We start from the raw sequence: 19,090 nt of genomic DNA, 5'->3' as shown, positions 1-19,090 counted from the left end.
GGAGCTAAAGATGTTTACACCCCCATTTATTCTGTCGATTGCCGGCGGCGGTAGCACTTACACGCCAGGTATTGTGAAAAGCCTCATGGTGCGTCTGCACGATTTCCCTCTGGCAGAGATCCGCCTGTATGACATTGACGAGGCGCGCCAGAACACCATCGCGCCCGTGGTGGAGAAGGTTATTCGCGACCACAGCCAGAGCATCAAATTTACCGTCACCAGTGACCCGGAAGTGGCCTTTAGCGGCGCGCATTTTGTCTTCGCCCAGATGCGCGTCGGCCAGTACAAAATGCGTGAGCAGGATGAGAAGATCCCGCTGCGTCACGGCGTGGTGGGCCAGGAGACCTGCGGGCCCGGCGGGCTGGCATATGGCCTGCGCACGATCCTGCCGATGGTGGAGCTTATCGATCTGGTCGATCGCTACGCGCACGAGAAAGCCTGGATCGTGAACTACTCCAACCCGGCGGCGATCGTCGCGGAAGGCGTGCGCCGCCTGCGTCCGAACGCGAGGGTGCTGAACATCTGCGATATGCCGGTTGCCGCGATGCGCAATATGGGCGCCATTCTGGGCGTGGATCGTCATAAACTGGAAGTGGACTACTTCGGCCTGAACCACTTCGGCTGGTTTACCCGCGTGCTGGTGGACGGCGAAGACAAGCTCCCGGAGTTGCGTAAGCATATCGCGAAGTTTGGCCTGCTGACGGAAGATGCGGCTAAAACCGATCCGCAGCATTCCGATCCGTCGTGGGTGAAAACCTGGCGCAATATCAAGCCGATTATGGATAACTTCCCGGAGTACCTGCCGAACCCGTATCTACAGTACTACCTGATGCCGAACCAGATTGTGGAGCATCAAAACCCGGACTATACCCGCGCCAACGAAGTGATGAACGGGCGCGAGAAAAAGCTGTTCGCCGCCGCCGAAGAATATCAACGCACCGGAATTTTACCGGATGCCTTCCACGTGGGCGTCCACGGTGAATTTATCGTTGACGTCGCCTGTTCGCTGGCGTTCAACCTGCGAAGCCGCCATCTGGTGATGGTGGAAAACCGCGGGGCGATTACCAACCTGCCGTACGATGCGGTGGTGGAAGTGCCTGCTTATATCACCTCCGAAGGGCCGGAGCCCGTCCGCGTGGGTCAGGTGCCGCTGTTCCACCAGACGCTCCTGCAACAGCAGCTGGCCTCTGAACAGCTGCTGGTTGAGGCAACCATCGAAGGCAGCTACGAGAAAGCGTTGCAGGCGTTCACTCTGAACCGCACCGTGCCGACCATGGAGCACGCGAAAGCGATTCTGGATGAGATGATCGAAGCCAACCGCGACTACTGGCCTGCGCTGCAAAAGGCCTGGCAGGACGGTGAAGCGGTGAAAAAATAGGGGCTTGCTCGCGAGTTGAACGTGGTGAGCTTGTCGGTGTCAGAAAAAACACCGACAATCCTTTTTTACGGAAAAGAATGGAGGCAACCATGTCCACCTCATATTTTGTCGCTGCCGACTGGCTGATTGAGCACGGCGACGACCCGGAAGTTCAGATTATCGACGCGCGCATGGCCCCTCCGGGCCAGGAGCATCGTGACGTTCCCGCTGAATACCGGGCAGGGCACCTGCCTGGCGCGGTATTTTTTGATATCGAAGCCCTCTCCGATCACACCTCTTCCCTGCCGCACATGCTACCTCGCCCGGAAGCGTTTTCCGTGGCGATGCGCGAGCTGGGCATCAGCAAAGATAAACATCTTGTTGTTTACGATGAAGGTAATCTGTTTTCCGCGCCGCGAGCGTGGTGGATGCTGAAAAACTTCGGCGTGGAAAAGGTATCGATTCTGGCGGGCGGACTTGCAGGCTGGAAGCGCGACGAACTACCGCTTCAGCAGGGTGACGTCACGCTGCCGGAAGGGGAATTTGATGCCACGTTTGACGCTAATGTGGTCAAGCGCCTGACCGACGTGCTGGTCGTGAGCCACGAAAACACGGCGCAAATCGTCGATGCGCGTCCCGCTCCACGTTTCAACGCAGAAGCGGACGAGCCGCGACCGGGACTGAAACGCGGCCATATCCCGGGGGCGCTGAACGTGCCGTGGGGCGATCTGGTGTTTGAAGGCGAGCTGAAAACCACCGATGAATTGCGTGCCATTTTTGAACGTCAGGGCGTGGATTTGCATCGTCCGGTTATTGCCAGCTGCGGCTCCGGCGTAACGGCCTGCGTGGTGATCCTGGCGCTGGCAACCCTTGACGCAAATGACGTGACCCTGTACGACGGCGCCTGGAGTGAATGGGGTGCACGAGACGATCTGCCGGTTGAACCGGCGAAATAATGGATAACCGCCTGGCAACGCTGTTAACGCGCGGGTCGTCGCTGACCCGCGCGGAGTATCGCGTCCTCGCCCACCTCACTGAGCATCCATTGCTGGTGGGCAACATCACGGTGCGCGAGCTGGCGCAGGCGACATTTGTCTCTACCGCGACGATTATGCGGCTGTGCCAGAAGCTGGGGTTTAGCGGCTTTAGCGAGTTTATCTGGCACTGCAAGCAGCTGCTTTCTGACACGCCGCATATCACCGTACAGCCTGAGCAACATGCGGAAATGCCCGCGCTTTTTACCCGGTTCGTTGCCAACTATCAGCAGACCTTCCAGTGGGTCACTCAGGACAAACGCCAGCAGTTTGCCAGCCTGCTGCGCCAGAAAGAGAGCTTCTTTCTCTACGGTGCCGGGTTTTCGTACCTTTTTGCCGAGTACCTGACCAAGAAGTTGCAGGTGCTGGGAAAAACGGCCTTCATCTCCGGGGCGGGAGACAGCCGGAATATTTTTCTCAGCAACGCCGCGCGCTATCAGGTGTTTATTGCCGTTTCACGCAGCGGCGAAACGGAGCAGGTACTGGATAAAGCGCGGATCGCCAAAAACGTCGGCATGACGATCGTCGCGTTTACCCGCGCGTCGGCCAATACGCTGGCGGGTATGGCGGACGTGCATTTTGCTCTCTATGACGAAGCGGTACATTTCGCCGCCGAAGCCGCAGGTGTGACGTCGTTTGAGTCGAATCTGGTGCTGCTGATGGATTTACTGCTGCTGGAAGCAACGGGGTGAAGATCACCCCGCCGTAATCAGATAATGCGGTTGGTCTTGAGATCGCGCAGGAAGCCACCCCAGCGACGCTCGTAGAACGGAGTGATGTGCTCGGTAATAAAGTGGCTGATCCCCTTCTCACCTTTCTTCACCTGACAGATATCAATCGGCTCATCGCCCGGCAGGGTGTCGGTTGCCACGCTTCCCGCCGCCTGGATGATCTCCTCAACATCGCCGTCAGCCTCGATCCCTATCAGCAGAACAGGCTTTTCGTCAGCGCTCTCTTTGATGGAGCAGAGGAACGCGCGTTTCACCGGCTTGATGGTTTTAAACAGCGTGGTCAGGGAGTCAATCATCTGCGCGGGCGGCTCGGCCACTTCAGACAGCAGCAGCGTTTCGCCCCCTTCCAGCACCTCCTGAGTGCTGAGCGGGTTGCCCTCGTCACCAATCAGGTGGCTGATTTCGCGCGGAGTAAACTCTTTCCCGGTCGGCAGTTTGGCGTTGAGGAACAGCGTCTGCCCCAGGGTCATTTCGAACAACGTGCGCACCGGCATCACCACGAACGCCTGTTCGTCTTCTACCGCTTCCTGCAAGGCCTCGAGCGAAGTAAAGAACGGGATCACCGACGTGCCGTCGTCTTTCTCCCAGTGCAGCAGATCCAGCGCGCTGTCTTCGACAACCTGCTCCCCTTCCGCTGCGGTGCCCGGCACCCAGACGGTGGATTCCAGCAGCGTGCGGAAAAAGGCCGGACGGTGGGCGGGCTCGGTCGCCGCCTGCTCCAACAGGTTTTCTAATTCGTTTTTGGTTTCTGACATAACAATTCCAGATGTCGAATTTCCCCCTCACCCCTGCCCTCTCCCATGGGGAGAGGGTTAGGGTGAGGGCAAAGAGCATTACTCAGCCGTCAGCAGGTTCGCTACGGTACGCACGCCCAGACCGGTCGCACCCGCAGACCACTGCTCAACCGCCGCTTTACGGTAGGTTGCGGAGCAGTCAATGTGCAGCCAGCCTTCATGGTAGTTCTCAACGAAGTGAGACAGGAAGCCTGCTGCGGTGCTTGCCCCCGCCGGGTACGCTGCGCTCGCGGTGTTGTTCAGCTCGGCGAAGTTAGACGGCAGCTGGCTGCGGTGGAACTCGGCCAGCGGCAGACGCCAGAACGGTTCGTTTTCCGCCGCCGCGCTGGCCAGCAGGCGAGCGGCCAGCTTGTCGTCGAAGCTGAACAGGGCGTGATAGTCGTTACCCAGGGCAGTTTTCGCCGCGCCGGTCAGGGTCGCCATGTCGATAATCAGCTCCGGCTTCTGCGCAGAGGCGTCGATCAGACCATCGGCCAGCACCAGACGGCCTTCGGCGTCGGTGTTCATCACCTCAACGTTTTTACCGTTGCGGTAGCGAATGATGTCGCCCAGCTTGAAGGCGTTGCCGCTCACCATGTTGTCCGCGCAGCACAGGTAGAGCTTCACGCGCTTGTTCAGGCCGCGGGTGATGGCGAAGGCCAGCGCGCCGGTAATGGTCGCCGCGCCGCCCATGTCGGACTTCATGGAGTCCATGAATGCGCTCTGCTTCAGGCTGTAGCCGCCGGTGTCGAAGGTGATGCCTTTCCCGACCAGACAGGCAAAGACCGGGGCTTCTTTGTCGCCGGTTGGGTTGTAATCCAGCGCCAGCAGGACCGGAGGACGCTCTGAGCCACGGCCCACGGTGTGGATACCCATGTAGTTCTGCTCGCGCAGGTCTTCCCCTTTAGTGATGCGGTAGGACATCTTTTCGCCCGCCACACCGCACAGCAGGTCAACGGCGCGCTGCGCCAGCTGTTCCGGCCCCAGCTCTTCCGCCGGTGCGTTAATGGTGTCGCGCACCCAGTCGATAATGTTCAGGCGGCTTTCCAGCTCTTTCTGACCGGCTTCGTCGAGGTTCGCCCACTCAATTTTACGGGTGCCTTTCGGCCCTTTGTAGCCTGCCCAGAACGCCCAGCTGCGGTCGGTGTCCCAACCTTCCCCTTCCAGCGACACATGCTTAATGCCAAGGCCGTCAATCTTACGCGCGGCGCGCTGGATCAGGCCCAAATCATCGTTGCCCGTCAGGTGCAGGGTAATGCCGTCGTTATTAATGCTGTAGGTGGCTTTCTCGCCCCAGCGCGCGTCGGCAGGCTGATTCGAGAGCGTAATCTTCATCGCTTCGGTCATTTTATTTTTCCTTATTAGCAACTAGCAAACGGGCCGCCTGAAGGCAGCCCGTTTTGTTATTTATTCTGCTTCATCTAACCAGACTAACAGAATCGCCTCCAGAATTTTTTCATTGGATGCGTTGGGATCGTCGTCGAAATCCTCTAAATCGCAGATCCACTGATGCATGTCGGTGAATCGTACGGTCTTCGGATCGAGATCCGGGTTCGCGTCGTAGAGCGCTTCGCCGATTTCACGGCTGTCTGTCCACTTCAGTCCCATATTAATGCTCGCGTGCGTGGTTGATGGTGTAGCGTGGGAACTCCACGACCAGATCTTCATCGGTCACCGCGGCCTGGCAGCTTAAGCGGCTGTCTGGCTCCAGACCCCATGCTTTATCCAGCATGTCGTCTTCGTCTTCGGTGCTCTCGGCGAGAGAGTCGAAACCTTCACGCACGATGCAGTGGCAGGTGGTGCAGGCACAGGATTTTTCACAGGCGTGTTCCACTTCGATACCTGCACGCAGGGCTACATCGAGAATGGTTTCACCGGTCTTCGCTTCCAGAACAGCGCCATCCGGACAGAGGTCCGCATGAGGCAAAATTACAATCTTTGGCATATTAAACCTCGTCCACGGACTGGCCTTTCAGCGCGACGCGGACAGATTTGTCCATGCGGCGAGCAGCGAAGTCCTGGGTTTGTTTATCAACGTTTTTAATGGCTTCTTCTATCGCGTCAGCGTCATTGCCTTCGGCCACGGCGCTTAAGCGCGCGGCAGCGTCGTCAATCACCTGGCGCTCAGCGGCGCTTAACAGCGCGGCGTCGGCAGCGAGCGCGCCGTTCAGGCTTTCCAGCACGCGTGCGGCTTCAACTTTTTGTTCCGCCAGCATACGCGCCTTCACATCCTGCTCGGCGTAGCTCATTGAGTCCTGAATCATGGAGGCGATTTCGCCATCGGTCAGGCCGTAGGACGGCTTAACCTGAATAGACGACTCGATACCGGTCGATTTTTCCATCGCCGTGACGCTCAGCAGGCCGTCCGCATCCACCTGGAAGGTGACGCGAATATGCGCCCCGCCCGCAGGCAGCGCTGGAATTCCGCGCAGCGCAAAGCGCGCGAGAGAGCGGCAGTCCTGCACCAGCTCACGCTCGCCCTGCATCACGTGGATGGACATCGCGGTCTGGCCGTCTTTGAAGGTGGTGAACTCCTGCGCGCGCGCCACCGGAATGGTGGTGTTACGCGGAATGACTTTCTCCACCAGGCCGCCCATGGTTTCTAAACCCAGAGACAGCGGGATGACGTCCAGCAGCAGCATTTCGCTGTCCGGCTTGTTGCCGACCAGGATATCGGCCTGGATAGCGGCGCCGACGGCAACCACTTTGTCCGGGTCGATAGAGGTCAACGGCGTGCGGCCAAAGAATTCCCCCACGCGCTCGCGTACCAGCGGCACGCGGGTTGAGCCGCCAACCATGACCACTTCCAGCACCTCGTTAGCCTCAACGCCTGCATCCTTCAATGCGCGACGGCAGGCCAGCAGGGTACGCTTAACCAGAGGCGCAATCAGTTCGCTGAACCGATCGCGGGTAATCTCACCCTGCCAGCCTGCGACGTTCACGCTGACGGACTGTGCATCGCTCAGGGCGATTTTGGCGTCGATGGCCGCATCCAGCAGTTCACGCTGCACGTGCGCATCGCTGCGATCGCTGATGCCCGCCTGCTCGCGGATGTAATCTGCCAGCAGATGGTCGAAGTCATCGCCGCCGAGCGCGGAATCTCCGCCGGTCGCCAGCACTTCGAACACGCCGCGACTCAGGCGCAGGATAGAAATATCAAAGGTGCCGCCGCCCAGATCGTAGACCGCGATCACCCCTTCCTGACCGGAGTCGAGGCCGTAGGCAATCGCCGCCGCCGTCGGTTCGTTCAGCAGACGCAGCACGTGCAGGCCCGCCAGACGCGCGGCGTCTTTGGTGCCCTGACGCTGTGCATCGTCGAAATAGGCCGGAACGGTGATCACCACGCCGTCCAGATCGCCGCCGAGCGTCGCCGTGGCGCGTGCCGCCAGCGCTTTAAGGATGTCAGCAGAAACGCGAATCGGGTTCAGCAAACCGGCTGACGTCGCGATCATCGGCAGGCCGTTTTCGCTGGCCTGTAGCTGATACGGCAGATGCGGGTAACGGGTCTGGATATCAGCCAGCGAGCGGCCCATCATGCGCTTAACCGAGCTGATGGTATTGGCCGGATCGCGCGCGGCGTTAGCGCGGGCATCAACCCCGACCGCGTGACCCTGCTGTTGGTAGTGGACTACAGAAGGCAGCAGATGGCGCCCCTGCTCGTCAGCCAGCGTTTCCGCCTGGCCGCTGCGCACGGTCGCCACGAGGGAATTGGTGGTGCCCAGGTCAATACCGACCGCCAGACGACGCTGGTGCGGTGCGGCACTTAAGCCAGGCTCACTAATTTGTAATAAGGCCATAATTGCTTCCGAAATTAAAAATCGAGCAGCTTTTCTTCGAGTTGTTCAGCACTGCTTCGCAGTTTATCGAGAAAACGGAGTTTGCGCACAGTGTCTGCCGCCACGTCCCAGGTCTCGTTGTTCAGTTGCTCCACCATCTGCTGATGGCGGGTATCGAACATACCCTTTACGCGCGTGATAAAGCTTTCCAGGCGCGCTTCGTCTTTAGCCTGTTCAATTTCATCCAGCTCTTCGCGCAGCTCCAGTTGTTCCATCAGAAAGGCGGTGTCGCGCACGGTATGCTGTTCGCTCGCCAGATCGAAACCGTGAAGCGAGAGCAGATATTCTGCACGCGCCAGCGGATGACGCAGCGTTTGCCAGGCCTGGTTGATGGTGGCGGAGTGTGATACCGCAGCCAGTTGCTCTGCCTGCGTCCCGCTGGCGAATTTATCCGGATGGTACTGACGCTGGAGATCCTGAAAACGGACCGTCAGCGCCTGGAGATCGATCGGGTATTGAGCGGGTAGTCCGAAGAGAGTGAAGTAATCCATAACAATCTCAGGGGTAGCCTGTTAGAACAAACCCCACGCGTAGCAAAGCCACGGTGGGGTTTCGGATGACGCGCGGTTAAACGTGGAAGCTTTCGCCGCAACCACACTCGTCTTTGACGTTCGGGTTCGTGAATTTGAACCCTTCGTTCAGGCCTTCTTTTACGAAGTCCAGCTGAGTGCCGTTGAGGAATTGCAGGCTTTTGCCATCGACCACCACCTTCACGCCCTTGTCTTCAAACACGGTGTCATCAGACGCCGGTTCGTCAACAAACTCCAGTACGTAAGCCATACCAGAACAGCCGGAGGTACGTACGCCCAGTCGCAGGCCAAAGCCTTTACCACGGTTCGCCAGAAAAGAGCTTACTCGCGCGGCAGCGCTGTCGCTAAGGGTAATCGACATACTCAAACCTCAATTATTTTGCTTCACGTTTGCTTTTGTAATCCGCAATGGCGGCTTTGATCGCGTCTTCTGCCAGAATTGAGCAGTGAATTTTCACCGGCGGCAGTTCGAGTTCTTCAGCAATATCCGTGTTCTTGATTGCCTGTGCTTCGTCCAGAGACTTGCCCTTCACCCATTCGGTGACCAGGGAGCTGGACGCGATAGCAGAACCGCAGCCGTAGGTCTTGAAGCGCGCGTCTTCAATGATACCTTCATTGTTGACTTTGATCTGCAACTTCATCACGTCGCCACATGCTGGTGCACCGACCATGCCGCTACCAACAGATTCGTCGCTGTTGTCAAAAGAGCCAACGTTGCGCGGGTTTTCGTAATGATCGATGACTTTTTCGCTGTATGCCATGATTGAATTCTCCTTATGTACCGATTAGTGATGTGACCATTCAATGCTGTTCAGATCCACGCCCTGCTTGAACATTTCCCACAGTGGAGAAAGGTCGCGCAGACGGCCGATGGAGTTACGAACCAGCTTGATGGTGTAGTCAATCTCTTCTTCGGTAGTAAAACGACCTAAAGAGAAACGGATAGAGCTGTGTGCCAGCTCGTCAGTCATACCCAGCGCGCGCAGCACGTAGGATGGCTCCAGGCTTGCAGAGGTACAGGCAGAGCCGGAAGAAACGGCCAGGTCTTTCAGCGCCATGATCAGCGACTCGCCTTCAACATAGTTGAAGCTGACGTTGAGGATGTTCGGCGCGCCCTGCTCGAGATCGCCGTTCAGATACACTTCTTCCATATCTTTCACGCCGTCCCACAGACGGTTACGCAGCGTGCGCAGGCGTGCCATCTCGGTTTCCATCTCTTCTTTTGCAATGCGGTAGGCTTCGCCCATGCCCACGATCTGGTGAACAGGCAGCGTACCGGAACGCATGCCGCGCTCGTGACCGCCGCCGTGCATCTGTGCTTCGATGCGGATACGTGGCTTACGACGAACGTACAGCGCGCCGATACCTTTCGGACCATAGATTTTGTGACCGGAGAAGGACATCAGGTCCACTTTCAGCTGGCTCAGGTCGATAGGCAGTTTGCCCACGCTCTGGGTCGCGTCCACGTGGTAGATGATACCGCGCGCGCGGCACATTTCGCCGATGGTCGCGATGTCTTGTACCACGCCGATTTCGTTGTTGACGTGCATGATGGAGACCAGAATAGTGTCATCACGCATCGCCGCTTCGAGCTCTTTCAGATCGATAATGCCGTTGCTCTGTGGCGCCAGATAGGTGACTTCGAACCCTTCACGCTCCAGCTGACGGCAGGTGTCCAGCACGGCTTTGTGTTCGGTTTTGCTGGTGATGATGTGCTTGCCTTTTTTCTGATAAAAGTTGGCTGCACCCTTAATCGCCAGGTTGTCGGATTCGGTCGCACCGGAGGTGAAAACAATTTCACGCGGGTCGGCACCGACCAGGTCAGCAATCTGATTACGGGCGATATCAACCGCCTCTTCAGCATGCCAGCCAAAACGGTGTGAACGGGAAGCTGGGTTACCAAAGTTTCCGTCCAGGGTCAGACACTGCATCATTTTCTCGGCAACACGCGGGTCCACCGGCGTGGTTGCGGAGTAATCGAGATAAATCGGTAATTTCATTGCTCTATAAACTCCGTACATCGCTTCAATGCAAGGAATCAGGCAACCGGCTGGATGTACGACCGAGTACGCGGGGTGTGACCACCCCGGCCTGATTCTGAATACTTATCTTTTTAATTACGCGCGCAGTTTAACGTCGATGGCGTCCTGCGTGCGGGTGCTGCGCTGTGAATCCTGACTATGCTGACGACCAGAGACATCCAGAACTTCCTGGTTATTCACCAGCTCACCGAGGGTGATGTTGTTCAGGAAGCCGGTCAGACGGTCGCTCAGATCGCGCCACAGCGCGTGGGTCAGGCATTTATCGCCGCCCTGACAGCCGCCTTTACCCTGGCAACGGGTCGCGTCAACGGATTCGTCAACCGCGCTAATCACTTCACCAACCGCAATACTGCCCGCGTCTTTACCCAGCAGATAACCGCCGCCCGGGCCACGAACGCTGGACACCAGTCCATTTTTACGCAGTCTGGAGAACAGCTGTTCCAGGTAAGAGAGGGAGATCCCTTGTCGTTCAGAAATATCAGCCAACGGAACCGGGCCCGCTTCGGAGTTGAGCGCAACGTCCAGCATCGCGGTCACGGCATAACGCCCTTTAGATGTCAGTCTCATGTCTTACTTAACCTCAAACTCGCCCCTGCCCGGGGTTTTTTATTGTAAAATGGGGGTATTGCATAGCAGGGCCAAGTCTGACATTCCTGACTAAATTGGTCAACTATTTACTTGACTGTTTTAGTCAGGTATTTAACCTTCTGTGCCTTCATAATATAGGTGCGGCCTGATGCCCTCACCCCAGCCCTCTCCCACGGGGAGAGGGGGAAATCGACACTACGCTTTGTTCTTCTGCTCAATCGACGCCAGAATCCCGCGCAGAATGTTCAGCTCCTGGCTTTCCGGGCGGGCGCGGGTGAACATACGGCGCAGCTTGTTCATCACCTGACCCGGGTGGCCTTCACGGATAAAGCCGGTTGAGAGCAGCGTCTGCTCCAGATGACCGTAGAAGCGCTCCAGATCGTCCACCAGCGGGTAGGCCGTCTCTTCTTTAGGTTCGACCGGTTTCTCCTGCGTCGCCAGCCATGCCATGCGCACTTCGTAGGCAATGACCTGCACCGCCATCGCCAGGTTCAGCGAGCTGTATTCCGGATTGGCGTCAATCGCCACGTGGTAGTGACACTTCTGTAGTTCCTCGTTGGTCAGGCCAACGCGTTCACGACCAAACACCAGCGCAACCGGCGCCTGTTCCGCTTCTGAGATACTTTTCAGGCCGCATTCGCGCGGGTCCAGCATCGGCCAGGGCAGCGTACGGGAGCGCGCGCTGGTCCCCACCACCAGACTGCAACCGGCCAGGGCTTCGTCCAGGGTGTCCACGATCTGCGCATTCCCGATCACGTCGCTGGCGCCGGCCGCCAGAGCAATAGCCTGAGAGTCTGGTTTCACCAGCGGATTAACCAGCCACAGGTTCGTTAAGCCCATGGTTTTCATAGCGCGGGCCACAGAGCCCATGTTGCCGGTGTGCGATGTTTCGACCAGCACGATTCGAATGTTTTGCAGCATAATTTTTAGATGTCTGGACTCAGTGTCTGAAGAATATTCGGGCATATTATCATAAACGAGAGACATAATCCGATCCCGCTGCTATACTCTGCGCCGATTTTCCTGTTCTTTAACATCCAGTGAGAGAGACCGATGCATCCGATGCTGACCATCGCCGTGCGCGCAGCGCGCAAGGCGGGTAATGTAATTGCCAAACACTACGAAACCCCAGACTCCGTAGAAACCAGCCAGAAAGGCAGCAATGATTTCGTGACGAACGTCGATAAAGCCGCAGAAGCGATTATTATCGAAACGATCCGCAAATCTTACCCGCAGCACACCATCATCACCGAAGAAAGCGGTGAACATGAAGGTACCGATCAGGATGTTCAATGGGTTATCGATCCACTGGATGGCACCACCAACTTCGTCAAACGCCTGCCACACTTCTCTGTGTCTATCGCAGTACGCATCAAAGGCCGTACTGAAGTCGCCGTTGTTTACGATCCAATGCGTAACGAACTGTTCACCGCGACCCGCGGTCAGGGCGCGCAGCTGAACGGCTACCGTCTGCGTTGCAGCAATGCACGCGATCTGGACGGCACGATTCTGGCGACCGGCTTCCCGTTCAAGGCGAAGCAGCACGCAACCACCTATATGAATATCCTGGGCAAGCTGTTCACCGAATGCGCGGACTTCCGTCGCACCGGCTCTGCTGCACTGGATCTGGCCTACGTGGCGACCGGCCGCGTTGACGGTTACTTTGAGCTGTCACTGAAACCGTGGGACTTTGCGGCGGGCGAGCTGATCGCACGTGAAGCTGGCGCGATTGTTTGCGACTTCACCGGCGGCCATAACTATATGTCTACCGGCAACATCGTTGCTGGTAACCCGCGCGTTGTTAAAGCCATGCTGGCAAACATGCGTGATGAACTGAGCGATGCGCTGAAGCGTTAATTCAGTCTGTTAAGCCCGGTGGCGCTACGTTTACCGGGCTTACAACACGCCTCAGGTACGGCTAGAAAGGCCGCAACCCCCTTCCCACCGGCACCGCGCTCATCCACATCGTGACCGCAGCCACCAGCAGAATCACCCCGCCCGCCAGCGCCAGCGTCGTCCAGCCAACCTGTCGCCACAATACCGGCGTTTTATTGCCGCTGAGTTTTACCGCCAGCTGACGGAAGCTGTGCACCAGCAGGGCTAACGAAGAGATCGTCAGAGACGTTCCCGCCGCCATCGCCAGCGCCGAGAGCATGCCCCAGCCAAATACGCCTGTCACTTTGCTGAACAACAGCACCATGATTGCGCCCGAGCACGGACGCATCCCCATTGAGAGCACAATCATCAGACGCGCACGCCAGTCGTCACCATTCTGTAATTGTTCCTGCGTCGGCAGATGCTGATGCCCGCACCCGCAGTTTTCATGGTGAACGTGATGCGGCGTAAAGGCTTTGAATTTTGGTTTTTGCAGCAACGCGCGCAATTTTTTCAGCGCCCGCCAGCAGAGGATCAACCCCAGCACGCCTACCAGCGCGTAACTCCCCTTCTCCAGCCAGAAGCTGCTCATATGCAGCTGGCGAGCCGGCAGCTGTAGCAGCGAGAGGACGACCACGACCAGCGCAATCGCCACACCGCCCTGAAGTAAAGAAGAAGCCAGCGTCAGGCCGATACTCGATTTCAGCTTCGACGGATGCGTGGCAAGCCAGGTCGTGATGACAATTTTGCCGTGCCCCGGCCCCAGGGCATGCAGCACGCCATAGATAAAGCTGAACGCCAGAAGAGCGCCGCCCGCTTTGGTCGGATTTTCCGCCACGGCTTTCAGCAGCACGCTCATCTGCTGATTAACTTCCCGCTGCCAGAGGACGCTTTTCACCATCACCTGCGGCCATGCCTGCCACAGCCAGAGCGCGCCGCCAACCGCTAACAACAAAAAGAGCGCCAGAGGCCAGAGGTGCAGCCAGCGACGCGGCTTACTGACGGGAGAGGAGATCACTGACATTGTAACGTCACCTCCTGCGCGAACTGTTTACCCAGCTCCATGTCCTCAGGCGGGGCATCTGCTTTATCCAGCGAGATCGCAAAGTTCAGCGTCTCTTCGCTGGGTTTAGGGGTGTGCACGCCAATTTTGCAGCTTTTTTGCAGCGCGTCCGGCAGCCGTACGTCGCTGTCTTTGTCATAGCGCATATCGACATAGTAGGTAGGGTCAAACGTGGAAAACGTGTACTTCTGCCCGGCCAGCGGCTGAGGATGCGCCAGCGGAAGCACGAACGTCAGCACCGCCTGATGACCTTCGCGGGTCATGCCGTACTCCGTGGGACGGTTAAGAAATTTCACCTTTTGTCCGTTGTGCCAGAACTCGGTGAAGTAGTGCTGACCCAGCACGTTGGCCATCACCTCCGCCGCCAGCTTTTTCCAGATCTCATCGCCGGGCTTTGCGTTTCCGGCATCGTACAGCAGGTCGGCGGAGGTGATTTCATCCATCGTCCAGTGCATCTTCAGGCCACTGAGCTGCGTGCCGTCCGTCACCAGTTCGGTTTTCAGGCTGATAAAACTATGAGGATGTGCGCCGGCGGCGAAAGTGAAAACCGCCAAAAATAACGCTACCGCGCTTTGTTTAACTATTTGCATCTGTTCCTCACGTCAAAAATTCTGTGATGTTCGCCAGCAATCCTGAGTGAAAGGCCTGCCGGTGCGCTTTTCAGCGCCCATCCTTTAGCTATTCTTATCAAACATTCACACTGGATACCCGACAGATGATGACGACGCTTGAAATTCCATCTGTGCTTTCCAGTTCGCAGCGCCGCTGCCAGGTGCTTTTGATGCTTTACCTGCCCGATGCTGCCGTCACCGCACAGAGCATAATCGCTGCCAACGGCGTGGACGACGTCATGGCACGGCAAGATATAGCCGAGACGCGCGATGAAATCCAGCGCTATCATCGGCTTGATATCGTCACGCACCATGATGGCTGCTACCGAATTGAGGGTTCCGCCCTTAATCAACGTTTGTGCCTGCTGCACTGGCTGCGCAGGGCGCTTCGGCTCTGTCCACATTTTGTCGCCCAACAGTTTACCCCTGCCTTAAAAACCGCGCTCAAACAGCACGGCATTGCCCGCCCGCTTTATGACGATGCGAACCTTCGGGCGCTTATCAACTTTTGTGCGCGCAAGCTTCAGCGCCAGTTTGAGTCCCGCGACGTACAATTTTTACAGCTCTATCTGCAATATTGTCTGATTCAGCATCATCTGGGCAATACGCCGGAGTTTTCGCCCGTTCAGCGCAGCTGGACGCAGTCCCGAGGGGAATACTTTACGGCGCAGGAAATTGTCCGCCACTGGAAACGGCGCGTCCCGCAGGGAACGCACAGCGATGAACAGCTGTTCCTGGCGCTGCTGTTTATGATGCTTCGCACACCCGACCCGGTGATGGATAAACACCAGCAGGATCAGCGCCTGCGTCGCGCCATCGTGCGTATGATTGCCCGTTTCCGGGCACAAACCGGGATGAACTTCAGCGATGAGCAAGGTCTGACCGATCAGCTTTATATCCATCTGGCTCAGGCGCTAGACCGCTCCTTGTTTGACATCGGCATCGACAACAGTCTGCCGGAAGAGATCCACCGTTTATACCCCCGGCTGCTGCGCACCACTAAAGAGGCGCTGTCTGAGCTGGAAGCCGAATTTGGTCTGCGATTCTCCGGTGAAGAGATGGCTCTGGTGGCGGTGATTTTTGGTGCCTGGCTGATGCAGGAGACCGATCTGCATGAAAAACAGGTGGTCCTGTTAACGGGGGAAAATAAAGCCTGTGAAGAGTTAATTGAGCAGCAGCTTCGCGAGCTGACGCTGCTGCCGCTCAATATTCGTTATCTTAGCCTGGAGGCGTTTAAGAAGGAGGGCGCGCCCCGCGAGGCGGCGCTGGTTATTACGCCTTATCCAACCGCCCTGCCGCTGTTCTCGCCGCCGCTCATTCATGCCGTTGAGACCCTGAACACGCAGCAGCAGGAACACATTCGCGTAATGCTCGAATCGTAGTTACGTGCGAGCAGCGACTTTAGGGCGAATAACGATGGCCGGTAAAGCGACCAGCGCCATCACCCAGAACACACCGTGCCCCAGGTGCTGATAGAGGAAACCGGCAAATACGGTCATCACCGCAATACTGCCGCCCATCGCCACCGCTGAATAGACCGCCTGAAGACGAATAACGTCCCCACCCTCTCGCGCCGCGATGTAGCGCATCGCCGCCAGATGGCAGACGGTGAAGGTTCCGCAGTGCAGAATTTGCGCCACAATCAGCCACGGCAGCTCCGTCGTCCAGCCCATGATGCCCCAGCGTGCCACGCCGCACACGGCGCAAAGCAGCAGCAGGTCACGCGCCCCGAAACGACGGAACAGTTTTTGGCTCAGCGCGAAGATAATAACCTCCGCCACCACGCCGAGCGACCACAGGTAGCCTACCGCAGAAGCCGAGTAACCCGCCCCCTGCCAGTAGATGGCGCTGAAGCCATAATATGCCGCATGCGCCCCCTGAAGCAGACAGACGCAGGCCAGGAAACGCCAGCTTTGCGCCACCAGCGAGCGCCAGGCGGGCCAGCCGGCGCTCTCCTGATGGCGGCTTTCGCCCTGCGGCATCACCGACGGACGCAGCAACATACCGAGCAGCATTGAGGCGATGCCGAGCGTTAGCAGCGCCAGAATGGCACGATAGTCATAGAGGCTGACCAGTTTCCCGACCAGCGCAGAGCCGATCACGAAGGCAATCGATCCCCACAGGCGCACGCGGCCATAGTCCATGGTGATCTGCTTTTGCCAGGTGTTCGCCAGGGCATCCGTCAGCGGCACCAGCGGGGAGAAGAACAGATTAAAGCCAACCATTACCACCATCAGCCAGGCAAACTGGTGGCTAACCCAGAAGCAGGCGGCAAAGACCAGCGTCAACAGGGCCAGAATTCGCACCGCTTTAATCAGTAAGGAGGGATCGCTGACGCGGGGCGCAATCAGCAGACTACCCAGGAAGCGTGCCACCAGCCCCGCGCCCAGCAGGATGCCAATGGTCTCAGGCGTCAGACCAATTCCCTTGAGCCAGACGCTCCAGAAAGGCAGAAAAATACCGTAACTAAAGAAATAGGTGAAATAGCTGAGCGCCAGCCAGCGCGTGGAATGCAAGACCATGAATCCCTCCCGAAATGGAGGCGATAGTCTGGCGTTAATCCCTGACTTTAGCAAGTCGTTAGCGCGCTATAAATTAACTAAAAATTAACATCATCACCAGCCGGACAGCGTATGGCGAGAGCGGTAAAACTGTATTACGTTTATAAGACATCGCCTGAAGAGGTCGTTTGCCATGAACAGCTTACGTTATTTCGATTTCGGCTCCTCTCGTTCTCTCCTGCTTTTAATTGCCCGCATTGCTATCGTGGTCCTGTTTATTATTTTCGGTTATCCCAAGCTGACGGGGTTTAGCGGTACCGTTCAGTATATGACGTCGCTCGGCGCCCCCATGCCCATGCTGGCCGCGATTATTGCGGTGGTGATGGAAGTCCCCGCCGCGATTCTAATCGTGCTGGGCTTTTTCACCCGCCCTCTCGCGGTGATCTTTGTCTTCTATACGCTGGGAACGGCGGTGATTGGTCACCACTACTGGGATATGACGGGCGATGCGGTCCTGCCAAATATGATTAACTTCTACAAAAATGTGAGTATCGCTGGCGCATTTATTTTGCTGGCGATTACCGGGCCGGGGGCCATCTCCCTCGATCGACGTTAGCCCATAAAAAAGGCCGCATGAGCGGCCTTTTTCAGTTCTGCAACGCAGAGAATTATGCGTACACCGGGAAGCGTGCGCAGATGTCCAGCACTTTACCTTTAACGCGCTCGATAACCGCGTCGTCATTGATGTTGTCCAGAACGTCACACATCCAGCCCGCCAGCTCTTTTACTTCCGCTTCTTTAAAGCCACGACGAGTTACGGCCGGAGAACCGATACGGATACCGGAGGTCACGAACGGGCTCTTCGGATCGTTTGGCACGCTGTTTTTGTTCACGGTGATGTTGGCGCGGCCGAGGGCTGCGTCAGCTTCTTTACCGGTCAGGTTCTTATCAACCAGGTCCAGCAGGAACAGGTGGTTTTCAGTCCCGCCGGAGACCACTTTGTAGCCACGATTCAGGAACACTTCCACCATCGCTTTGGCATTTTTAGCAACCTGCTGCTGATAAACCTTGAACTCTGGCTCCATCGCTTCTTTCAGCGCGACGGCTTTCGCGGCGATAACGTGCATCAGCGGGCCGCCCTGGGCGCTTGGGAATACGGCGGAGTTCAGCTTTTTGTACAGCTCTTCGTCACCGCCTTTCGCCAGGATCAGCCCACCGCGTGGACCCGCCAGGGTTTTGTGGGTGGTGGTGGTCACAACGTGCGCATGTGGAACCGGGTTCGGGTAAACGCCAGCGGCAATCAGACCGGCAACGTGCGCCATGTCGACGAACAGGTACGCGCCGATGCTGTCAGCGATTTCACGCATTTTTGCCCAGTCAACGATGCCGGAGTAAGCAGAGAAGCCACCGATGATCATCTTCGGCTTGTGCTCTTTGGCCTGCTTCGCCATGTCTTCGTAGTCAATTTTACCGGACTCATCAATACCGTAAGGGATGATGTTGTACAGTTTGCCAGAGAAGTTAACCGGGGAGCCGTGAGTCAGGTGGCCGCCCTGCGCCAGGTTCATACCCAGAACGGTATCGCCCGGCTGCAACAGCGCGGTATAAACAGCGAAGTTAGCCTGAGAGCCAGAGTGCGGCTGGACGTTAGCGTAGTCAGCGCCAAAGAGTTCTTTCGCACGGTCAATAGCCAGCTGCTCAACGATATCAACGTATTCGCAACCGCCGTAGTAGCGCTTGCCCGGATAACCTTCAGCATATTTGTTGGTCAGCTGAGAACCCTGCGCCTGCATCACGCGCGGGCTGGTGTAGTTTTCGGAGGCGATCAGTTCGATGTGCTCTTCCTGACGTACTTTTTCCTGCTCCATAGCCTGCCACAGTTCGGCATCATAATCGGCAATGTTCATTTCACGCTTTAACATCCGCATCTCCTGACTCAGCTAACAAGTAAATTTTTGGCCTGAAAAGGCAGTCCTGTTGGACGACGGGCAACAGTATAACTGAATAGTTCTGCGATAACAGGTCTTGACAAACGATTTTACGCAAACGTTTACCTCCACGCCACGCAAGGGTTTGAGCAATAAAGCTCTCACCATTTTCAACGGATTTCTTTTCAGCTTTGTGATGCATATTTTTCACGATGCAAAGA

At 57.2% G+C, this 19,090-nt stretch carries 21 protein-coding genes; 6 read left to right on the top strand and 15 right to left on the bottom strand.

What is annotated here, in order from left to right:
* The first annotated feature begins 10 nt into the window (after nt 1-10).
* The 3 genes from ACOTX1_RS00210 to ACOTX1_RS00200 all read left to right on the top strand — a co-directional run bounded on the left by ACOTX1_RS00210 (nt 11) and on the right by ACOTX1_RS00200 (nt 3,083).
* Nucleotides 11-1,378 (top strand): 6-phospho-alpha-glucosidase, encoded by a 1,368-nt coding sequence (locus tag ACOTX1_RS00210; protein WP_003860640.1) that lies wholly within the window; start codon nt 11-13, stop codon nt 1,376-1,378.
* Nucleotides 1,379-1,467: 89 nt separating this feature from the next.
* Entirely contained in the window at nt 1,468-2,313 is an 846-nt protein-coding gene (gene sseA / locus ACOTX1_RS00205; RefSeq protein WP_003860641.1) for a 3-mercaptopyruvate sulfurtransferase, read from the top strand.
* Entirely contained in the window at nt 2,313-3,083 is a 771-nt protein-coding gene (locus ACOTX1_RS00200) for a MurR/RpiR family transcriptional regulator (RefSeq protein WP_003860643.1), read from the top strand. The genes sseA and ACOTX1_RS00200 overlap by 1 nt, the downstream gene beginning before the upstream one ends.
* 17 nt (nt 3,084-3,100) lie before the next feature.
* On the opposite strand, the gene sseB is transcribed toward ACOTX1_RS00200, so the two are convergent.
* From sseB to trmJ, 11 genes are all read right to left on the bottom strand, one after another.
* Nucleotides 3,101-3,877: an enhanced serine sensitivity protein SseB gene (gene sseB, locus ACOTX1_RS00195; protein ID WP_023314653.1), complete on the bottom strand. Its 777-nt coding sequence runs from the start codon at nt 3,875-3,877 to the stop codon at nt 3,101-3,103.
* Nucleotides 3,878-3,955: 78 nt separating this feature from the next.
* The gene (gene pepB, locus ACOTX1_RS00190; protein WP_003860647.1) at nt 3,956-5,242 is read right to left on the bottom strand and encodes an aminopeptidase PepB; all 1,287 of its coding nucleotides are present in this window, start codon (nt 5,240-5,242) and stop codon (nt 3,956-3,958) included.
* A gap of 60 nt (nt 5,243-5,302) precedes the next feature.
* Nucleotides 5,303-5,503: a Fe-S cluster assembly protein IscX gene (gene iscX, locus ACOTX1_RS00185; protein ID WP_003860650.1), complete on the bottom strand. Its 201-nt coding sequence runs from the start codon at nt 5,501-5,503 to the stop codon at nt 5,303-5,305.
* A 1-nt stretch (nt 5,504) separates the two neighbouring features.
* Nucleotides 5,505-5,840 (bottom strand): ISC system 2Fe-2S type ferredoxin, encoded by a 336-nt coding sequence (fdx, locus tag ACOTX1_RS00180; protein WP_003860652.1) that lies wholly within the window; start codon nt 5,838-5,840, stop codon nt 5,505-5,507.
* Between the two features lies 1 nt (nt 5,841).
* Nucleotides 5,842-7,692, bottom strand: coding sequence for a Fe-S protein assembly chaperone HscA (gene hscA, locus ACOTX1_RS00175; protein ID WP_003860654.1), 1,851 nt, complete (start codon nt 7,690-7,692; stop codon nt 5,842-5,844).
* 14 nt (nt 7,693-7,706) lie between these two features.
* On the bottom strand, nt 7,707-8,222 hold the full coding sequence (gene hscB, locus ACOTX1_RS00170) for a co-chaperone HscB (RefSeq protein WP_003860657.1): 516 nt from the start codon (nt 8,220-8,222) through the stop codon (nt 7,707-7,709).
* Between the two features lie 76 nt (nt 8,223-8,298).
* Nucleotides 8,299-8,622, bottom strand: a complete 324-nt coding sequence (iscA, locus tag ACOTX1_RS00165; protein ID WP_003860659.1) for an iron-sulfur cluster assembly protein IscA — start codon at nt 8,620-8,622, stop codon at nt 8,299-8,301.
* Nucleotides 8,623-8,635: 13 nt separating this feature from the next.
* Nucleotides 8,636-9,022, bottom strand: a complete 387-nt coding sequence (gene iscU / locus ACOTX1_RS00160) for a Fe-S cluster assembly scaffold IscU (protein ID WP_003860661.1) — start codon at nt 9,020-9,022, stop codon at nt 8,636-8,638.
* Nucleotides 9,023-9,046: 24 nt separating this feature from the next.
* Complete coding sequence (gene iscS / locus ACOTX1_RS00155) at nt 9,047-10,261, bottom strand: cysteine desulfurase (RefSeq protein WP_003860663.1); 1,215 nt, start codon at nt 10,259-10,261, stop codon at nt 9,047-9,049.
* A 117-nt stretch (nt 10,262-10,378) separates the two neighbouring features.
* Nucleotides 10,379-10,870, bottom strand: a complete 492-nt coding sequence (iscR, locus tag ACOTX1_RS00150) for a Fe-S cluster assembly transcriptional regulator IscR (RefSeq protein ID WP_003860665.1) — start codon at nt 10,868-10,870, stop codon at nt 10,379-10,381.
* 216 nt (nt 10,871-11,086) lie between these two features.
* Nucleotides 11,087-11,812, bottom strand: a complete 726-nt coding sequence (gene trmJ, locus ACOTX1_RS00145) for a tRNA (cytosine(32)/uridine(32)-2'-O)-methyltransferase TrmJ (protein WP_032634585.1) — start codon at nt 11,810-11,812, stop codon at nt 11,087-11,089.
* A gap of 132 nt (nt 11,813-11,944) precedes the next feature.
* On the opposite strand from trmJ, the gene suhB reads away from it, so the two are divergent.
* Nucleotides 11,945-12,748 carry an inositol-1-monophosphatase gene (gene suhB, locus ACOTX1_RS00140; protein WP_003860668.1) on the top strand — a complete coding sequence of 268 codons (804 nt, stop codon included), beginning with the start codon at nt 11,945-11,947 and terminating at the stop codon, nt 12,746-12,748.
* 61 nt (nt 12,749-12,809) lie between these two features.
* Here the strand turns inward: suhB and ACOTX1_RS00135 are convergent, their stop codons facing one another.
* Both ACOTX1_RS00135 and ACOTX1_RS00130 read right to left on the bottom strand, forming a co-directional pair.
* Entirely contained in the window at nt 12,810-13,790 is a 981-nt protein-coding gene (locus ACOTX1_RS00135) for a nickel/cobalt transporter (protein WP_023314655.1), read from the bottom strand.
* A complete protein-coding gene (locus ACOTX1_RS00130) occupies nt 13,781-14,419 on the bottom strand; it encodes a DUF1007 family protein (RefSeq protein ID WP_023314656.1) in 639 nt (212 codons plus the stop codon). Before ACOTX1_RS00130 ends, ACOTX1_RS00135 begins: the two co-directional genes overlap by 10 nt.
* A 125-nt stretch (nt 14,420-14,544) precedes the next feature.
* On the opposite strand from ACOTX1_RS00130, the gene csiE reads away from it, so the two are divergent.
* The gene (gene csiE, locus ACOTX1_RS00125) at nt 14,545-15,822 is read left to right on the top strand and encodes a stationary phase inducible protein CsiE (RefSeq protein ID WP_023314657.1); all 1,278 of its coding nucleotides are present in this window, start codon (nt 14,545-14,547) and stop codon (nt 15,820-15,822) included.
* On the opposite strand, the gene ACOTX1_RS00120 is transcribed toward csiE, so the two are convergent.
* Complete coding sequence (locus tag ACOTX1_RS00120) at nt 15,823-16,962, bottom strand: 3-phenylpropionate MFS transporter (RefSeq protein WP_023314658.1); 1,140 nt, start codon at nt 16,960-16,962, stop codon at nt 15,823-15,825. It lies immediately after the preceding gene.
* Nucleotides 16,963-17,134: 172 nt separating this feature from the next.
* Here ACOTX1_RS00120 and ACOTX1_RS00115 point away from each other — a divergent pair, with 172 nt between their 5' ends.
* Nucleotides 17,135-17,557 carry a DoxX family protein gene (locus ACOTX1_RS00115; RefSeq protein ID WP_003860675.1) on the top strand — a complete coding sequence of 141 codons (423 nt, stop codon included), beginning with the start codon at nt 17,135-17,137 and terminating at the stop codon, nt 17,555-17,557.
* Nucleotides 17,558-17,609: 52 nt separating this feature from the next.
* On the opposite strand, the gene glyA is transcribed toward ACOTX1_RS00115, so the two are convergent.
* Nucleotides 17,610-18,863 carry a serine hydroxymethyltransferase gene (glyA, locus tag ACOTX1_RS00110; RefSeq protein WP_003860678.1) on the bottom strand — a complete coding sequence of 418 codons (1,254 nt, stop codon included), beginning with the start codon at nt 18,861-18,863 and terminating at the stop codon, nt 17,610-17,612.
* Nucleotides 18,864-19,090: the final 227 nt, after the last annotated feature.

Origin of the sequence: Enterobacter cloacae complex sp. IR5401, assembly GCF_049238425.1 — a bacterium.
In the GTDB taxonomy this organism is placed as follows: Bacteria; Pseudomonadota; Gammaproteobacteria; order Enterobacterales; family Enterobacteriaceae; genus Enterobacter; species Enterobacter hormaechei_C.
Note: the sequence above shows the minus strand (reverse complement) of the source record. Positions and strands in the feature narration are given on the sequence as shown.

Bases quoted from the DNA above. Each gene is read 5' to 3' on its own strand.
- ACOTX1_RS00210 (WP_003860640.1), top strand. From the start codon at position 11: ATGTTTACACCCCCATTTATTCTGTCGATTGCCGGCGGCGGTAGCACT.
- sseA (WP_003860641.1), top strand. From the start codon at position 1,468: ATGTCCACCTCATATTTTGTCGCTGCCGACTGGCTGATTGAGCACGGC.
- ACOTX1_RS00200 (WP_003860643.1), top strand. From the start codon at position 2,313: ATGGATAACCGCCTGGCAACGCTGTTAACGCGCGGGTCGTCGCTGACC.
- sseB (WP_023314653.1), bottom strand. From the start codon at position 3,877: ATGTCAGAAACCAAAAACGAATTAGAAAACCTGTTGGAGCAGGCGGCG.
- pepB (WP_003860647.1), bottom strand. From the start codon at position 5,242: ATGACCGAAGCGATGAAGATTACGCTCTCGAATCAGCCTGCCGACGCG.
- iscX (WP_003860650.1), bottom strand. From the start codon at position 5,503: ATGGGACTGAAGTGGACAGACAGCCGTGAAATCGGCGAAGCGCTCTAC.
- fdx (WP_003860652.1), bottom strand. From the start codon at position 5,840: ATGCCAAAGATTGTAATTTTGCCTCATGCGGACCTCTGTCCGGATGGC.
- hscA (WP_003860654.1), bottom strand. From the start codon at position 7,692: ATGGCCTTATTACAAATTAGTGAGCCTGGCTTAAGTGCCGCACCGCAC.
- hscB (WP_003860657.1), bottom strand. From the start codon at position 8,222: ATGGATTACTTCACTCTCTTCGGACTACCCGCTCAATACCCGATCGAT.
- iscA (WP_003860659.1), bottom strand. From the start codon at position 8,622: ATGTCGATTACCCTTAGCGACAGCGCTGCCGCGCGAGTAAGCTCTTTT.
- iscU (WP_003860661.1), bottom strand. From the start codon at position 9,022: ATGGCATACAGCGAAAAAGTCATCGATCATTACGAAAACCCGCGCAAC.
- iscS (WP_003860663.1), bottom strand. From the start codon at position 10,261: ATGAAATTACCGATTTATCTCGATTACTCCGCAACCACGCCGGTGGAC.
- iscR (WP_003860665.1), bottom strand. From the start codon at position 10,870: ATGAGACTGACATCTAAAGGGCGTTATGCCGTGACCGCGATGCTGGAC.
- trmJ (WP_032634585.1), bottom strand. From the start codon at position 11,812: ATGCTGCAAAACATTCGAATCGTGCTGGTCGAAACATCGCACACCGGC.
- suhB (WP_003860668.1), top strand. From the start codon at position 11,945: ATGCATCCGATGCTGACCATCGCCGTGCGCGCAGCGCGCAAGGCGGGT.
- ACOTX1_RS00135 (WP_023314655.1), bottom strand. From the start codon at position 13,790: ATGTCAGTGATCTCCTCTCCCGTCAGTAAGCCGCGTCGCTGGCTGCAC.
- ACOTX1_RS00130 (WP_023314656.1), bottom strand. From the start codon at position 14,419: ATGCAAATAGTTAAACAAAGCGCGGTAGCGTTATTTTTGGCGGTTTTC.
- csiE (WP_023314657.1), top strand. From the start codon at position 14,545: ATGATGACGACGCTTGAAATTCCATCTGTGCTTTCCAGTTCGCAGCGC.
- ACOTX1_RS00120 (WP_023314658.1), bottom strand. From the start codon at position 16,962: ATGGTCTTGCATTCCACGCGCTGGCTGGCGCTCAGCTATTTCACCTAT.
- ACOTX1_RS00115 (WP_003860675.1), top strand. From the start codon at position 17,135: ATGAACAGCTTACGTTATTTCGATTTCGGCTCCTCTCGTTCTCTCCTG.
- glyA (WP_003860678.1), bottom strand. From the start codon at position 18,863: ATGTTAAAGCGTGAAATGAACATTGCCGATTATGATGCCGAACTGTGG.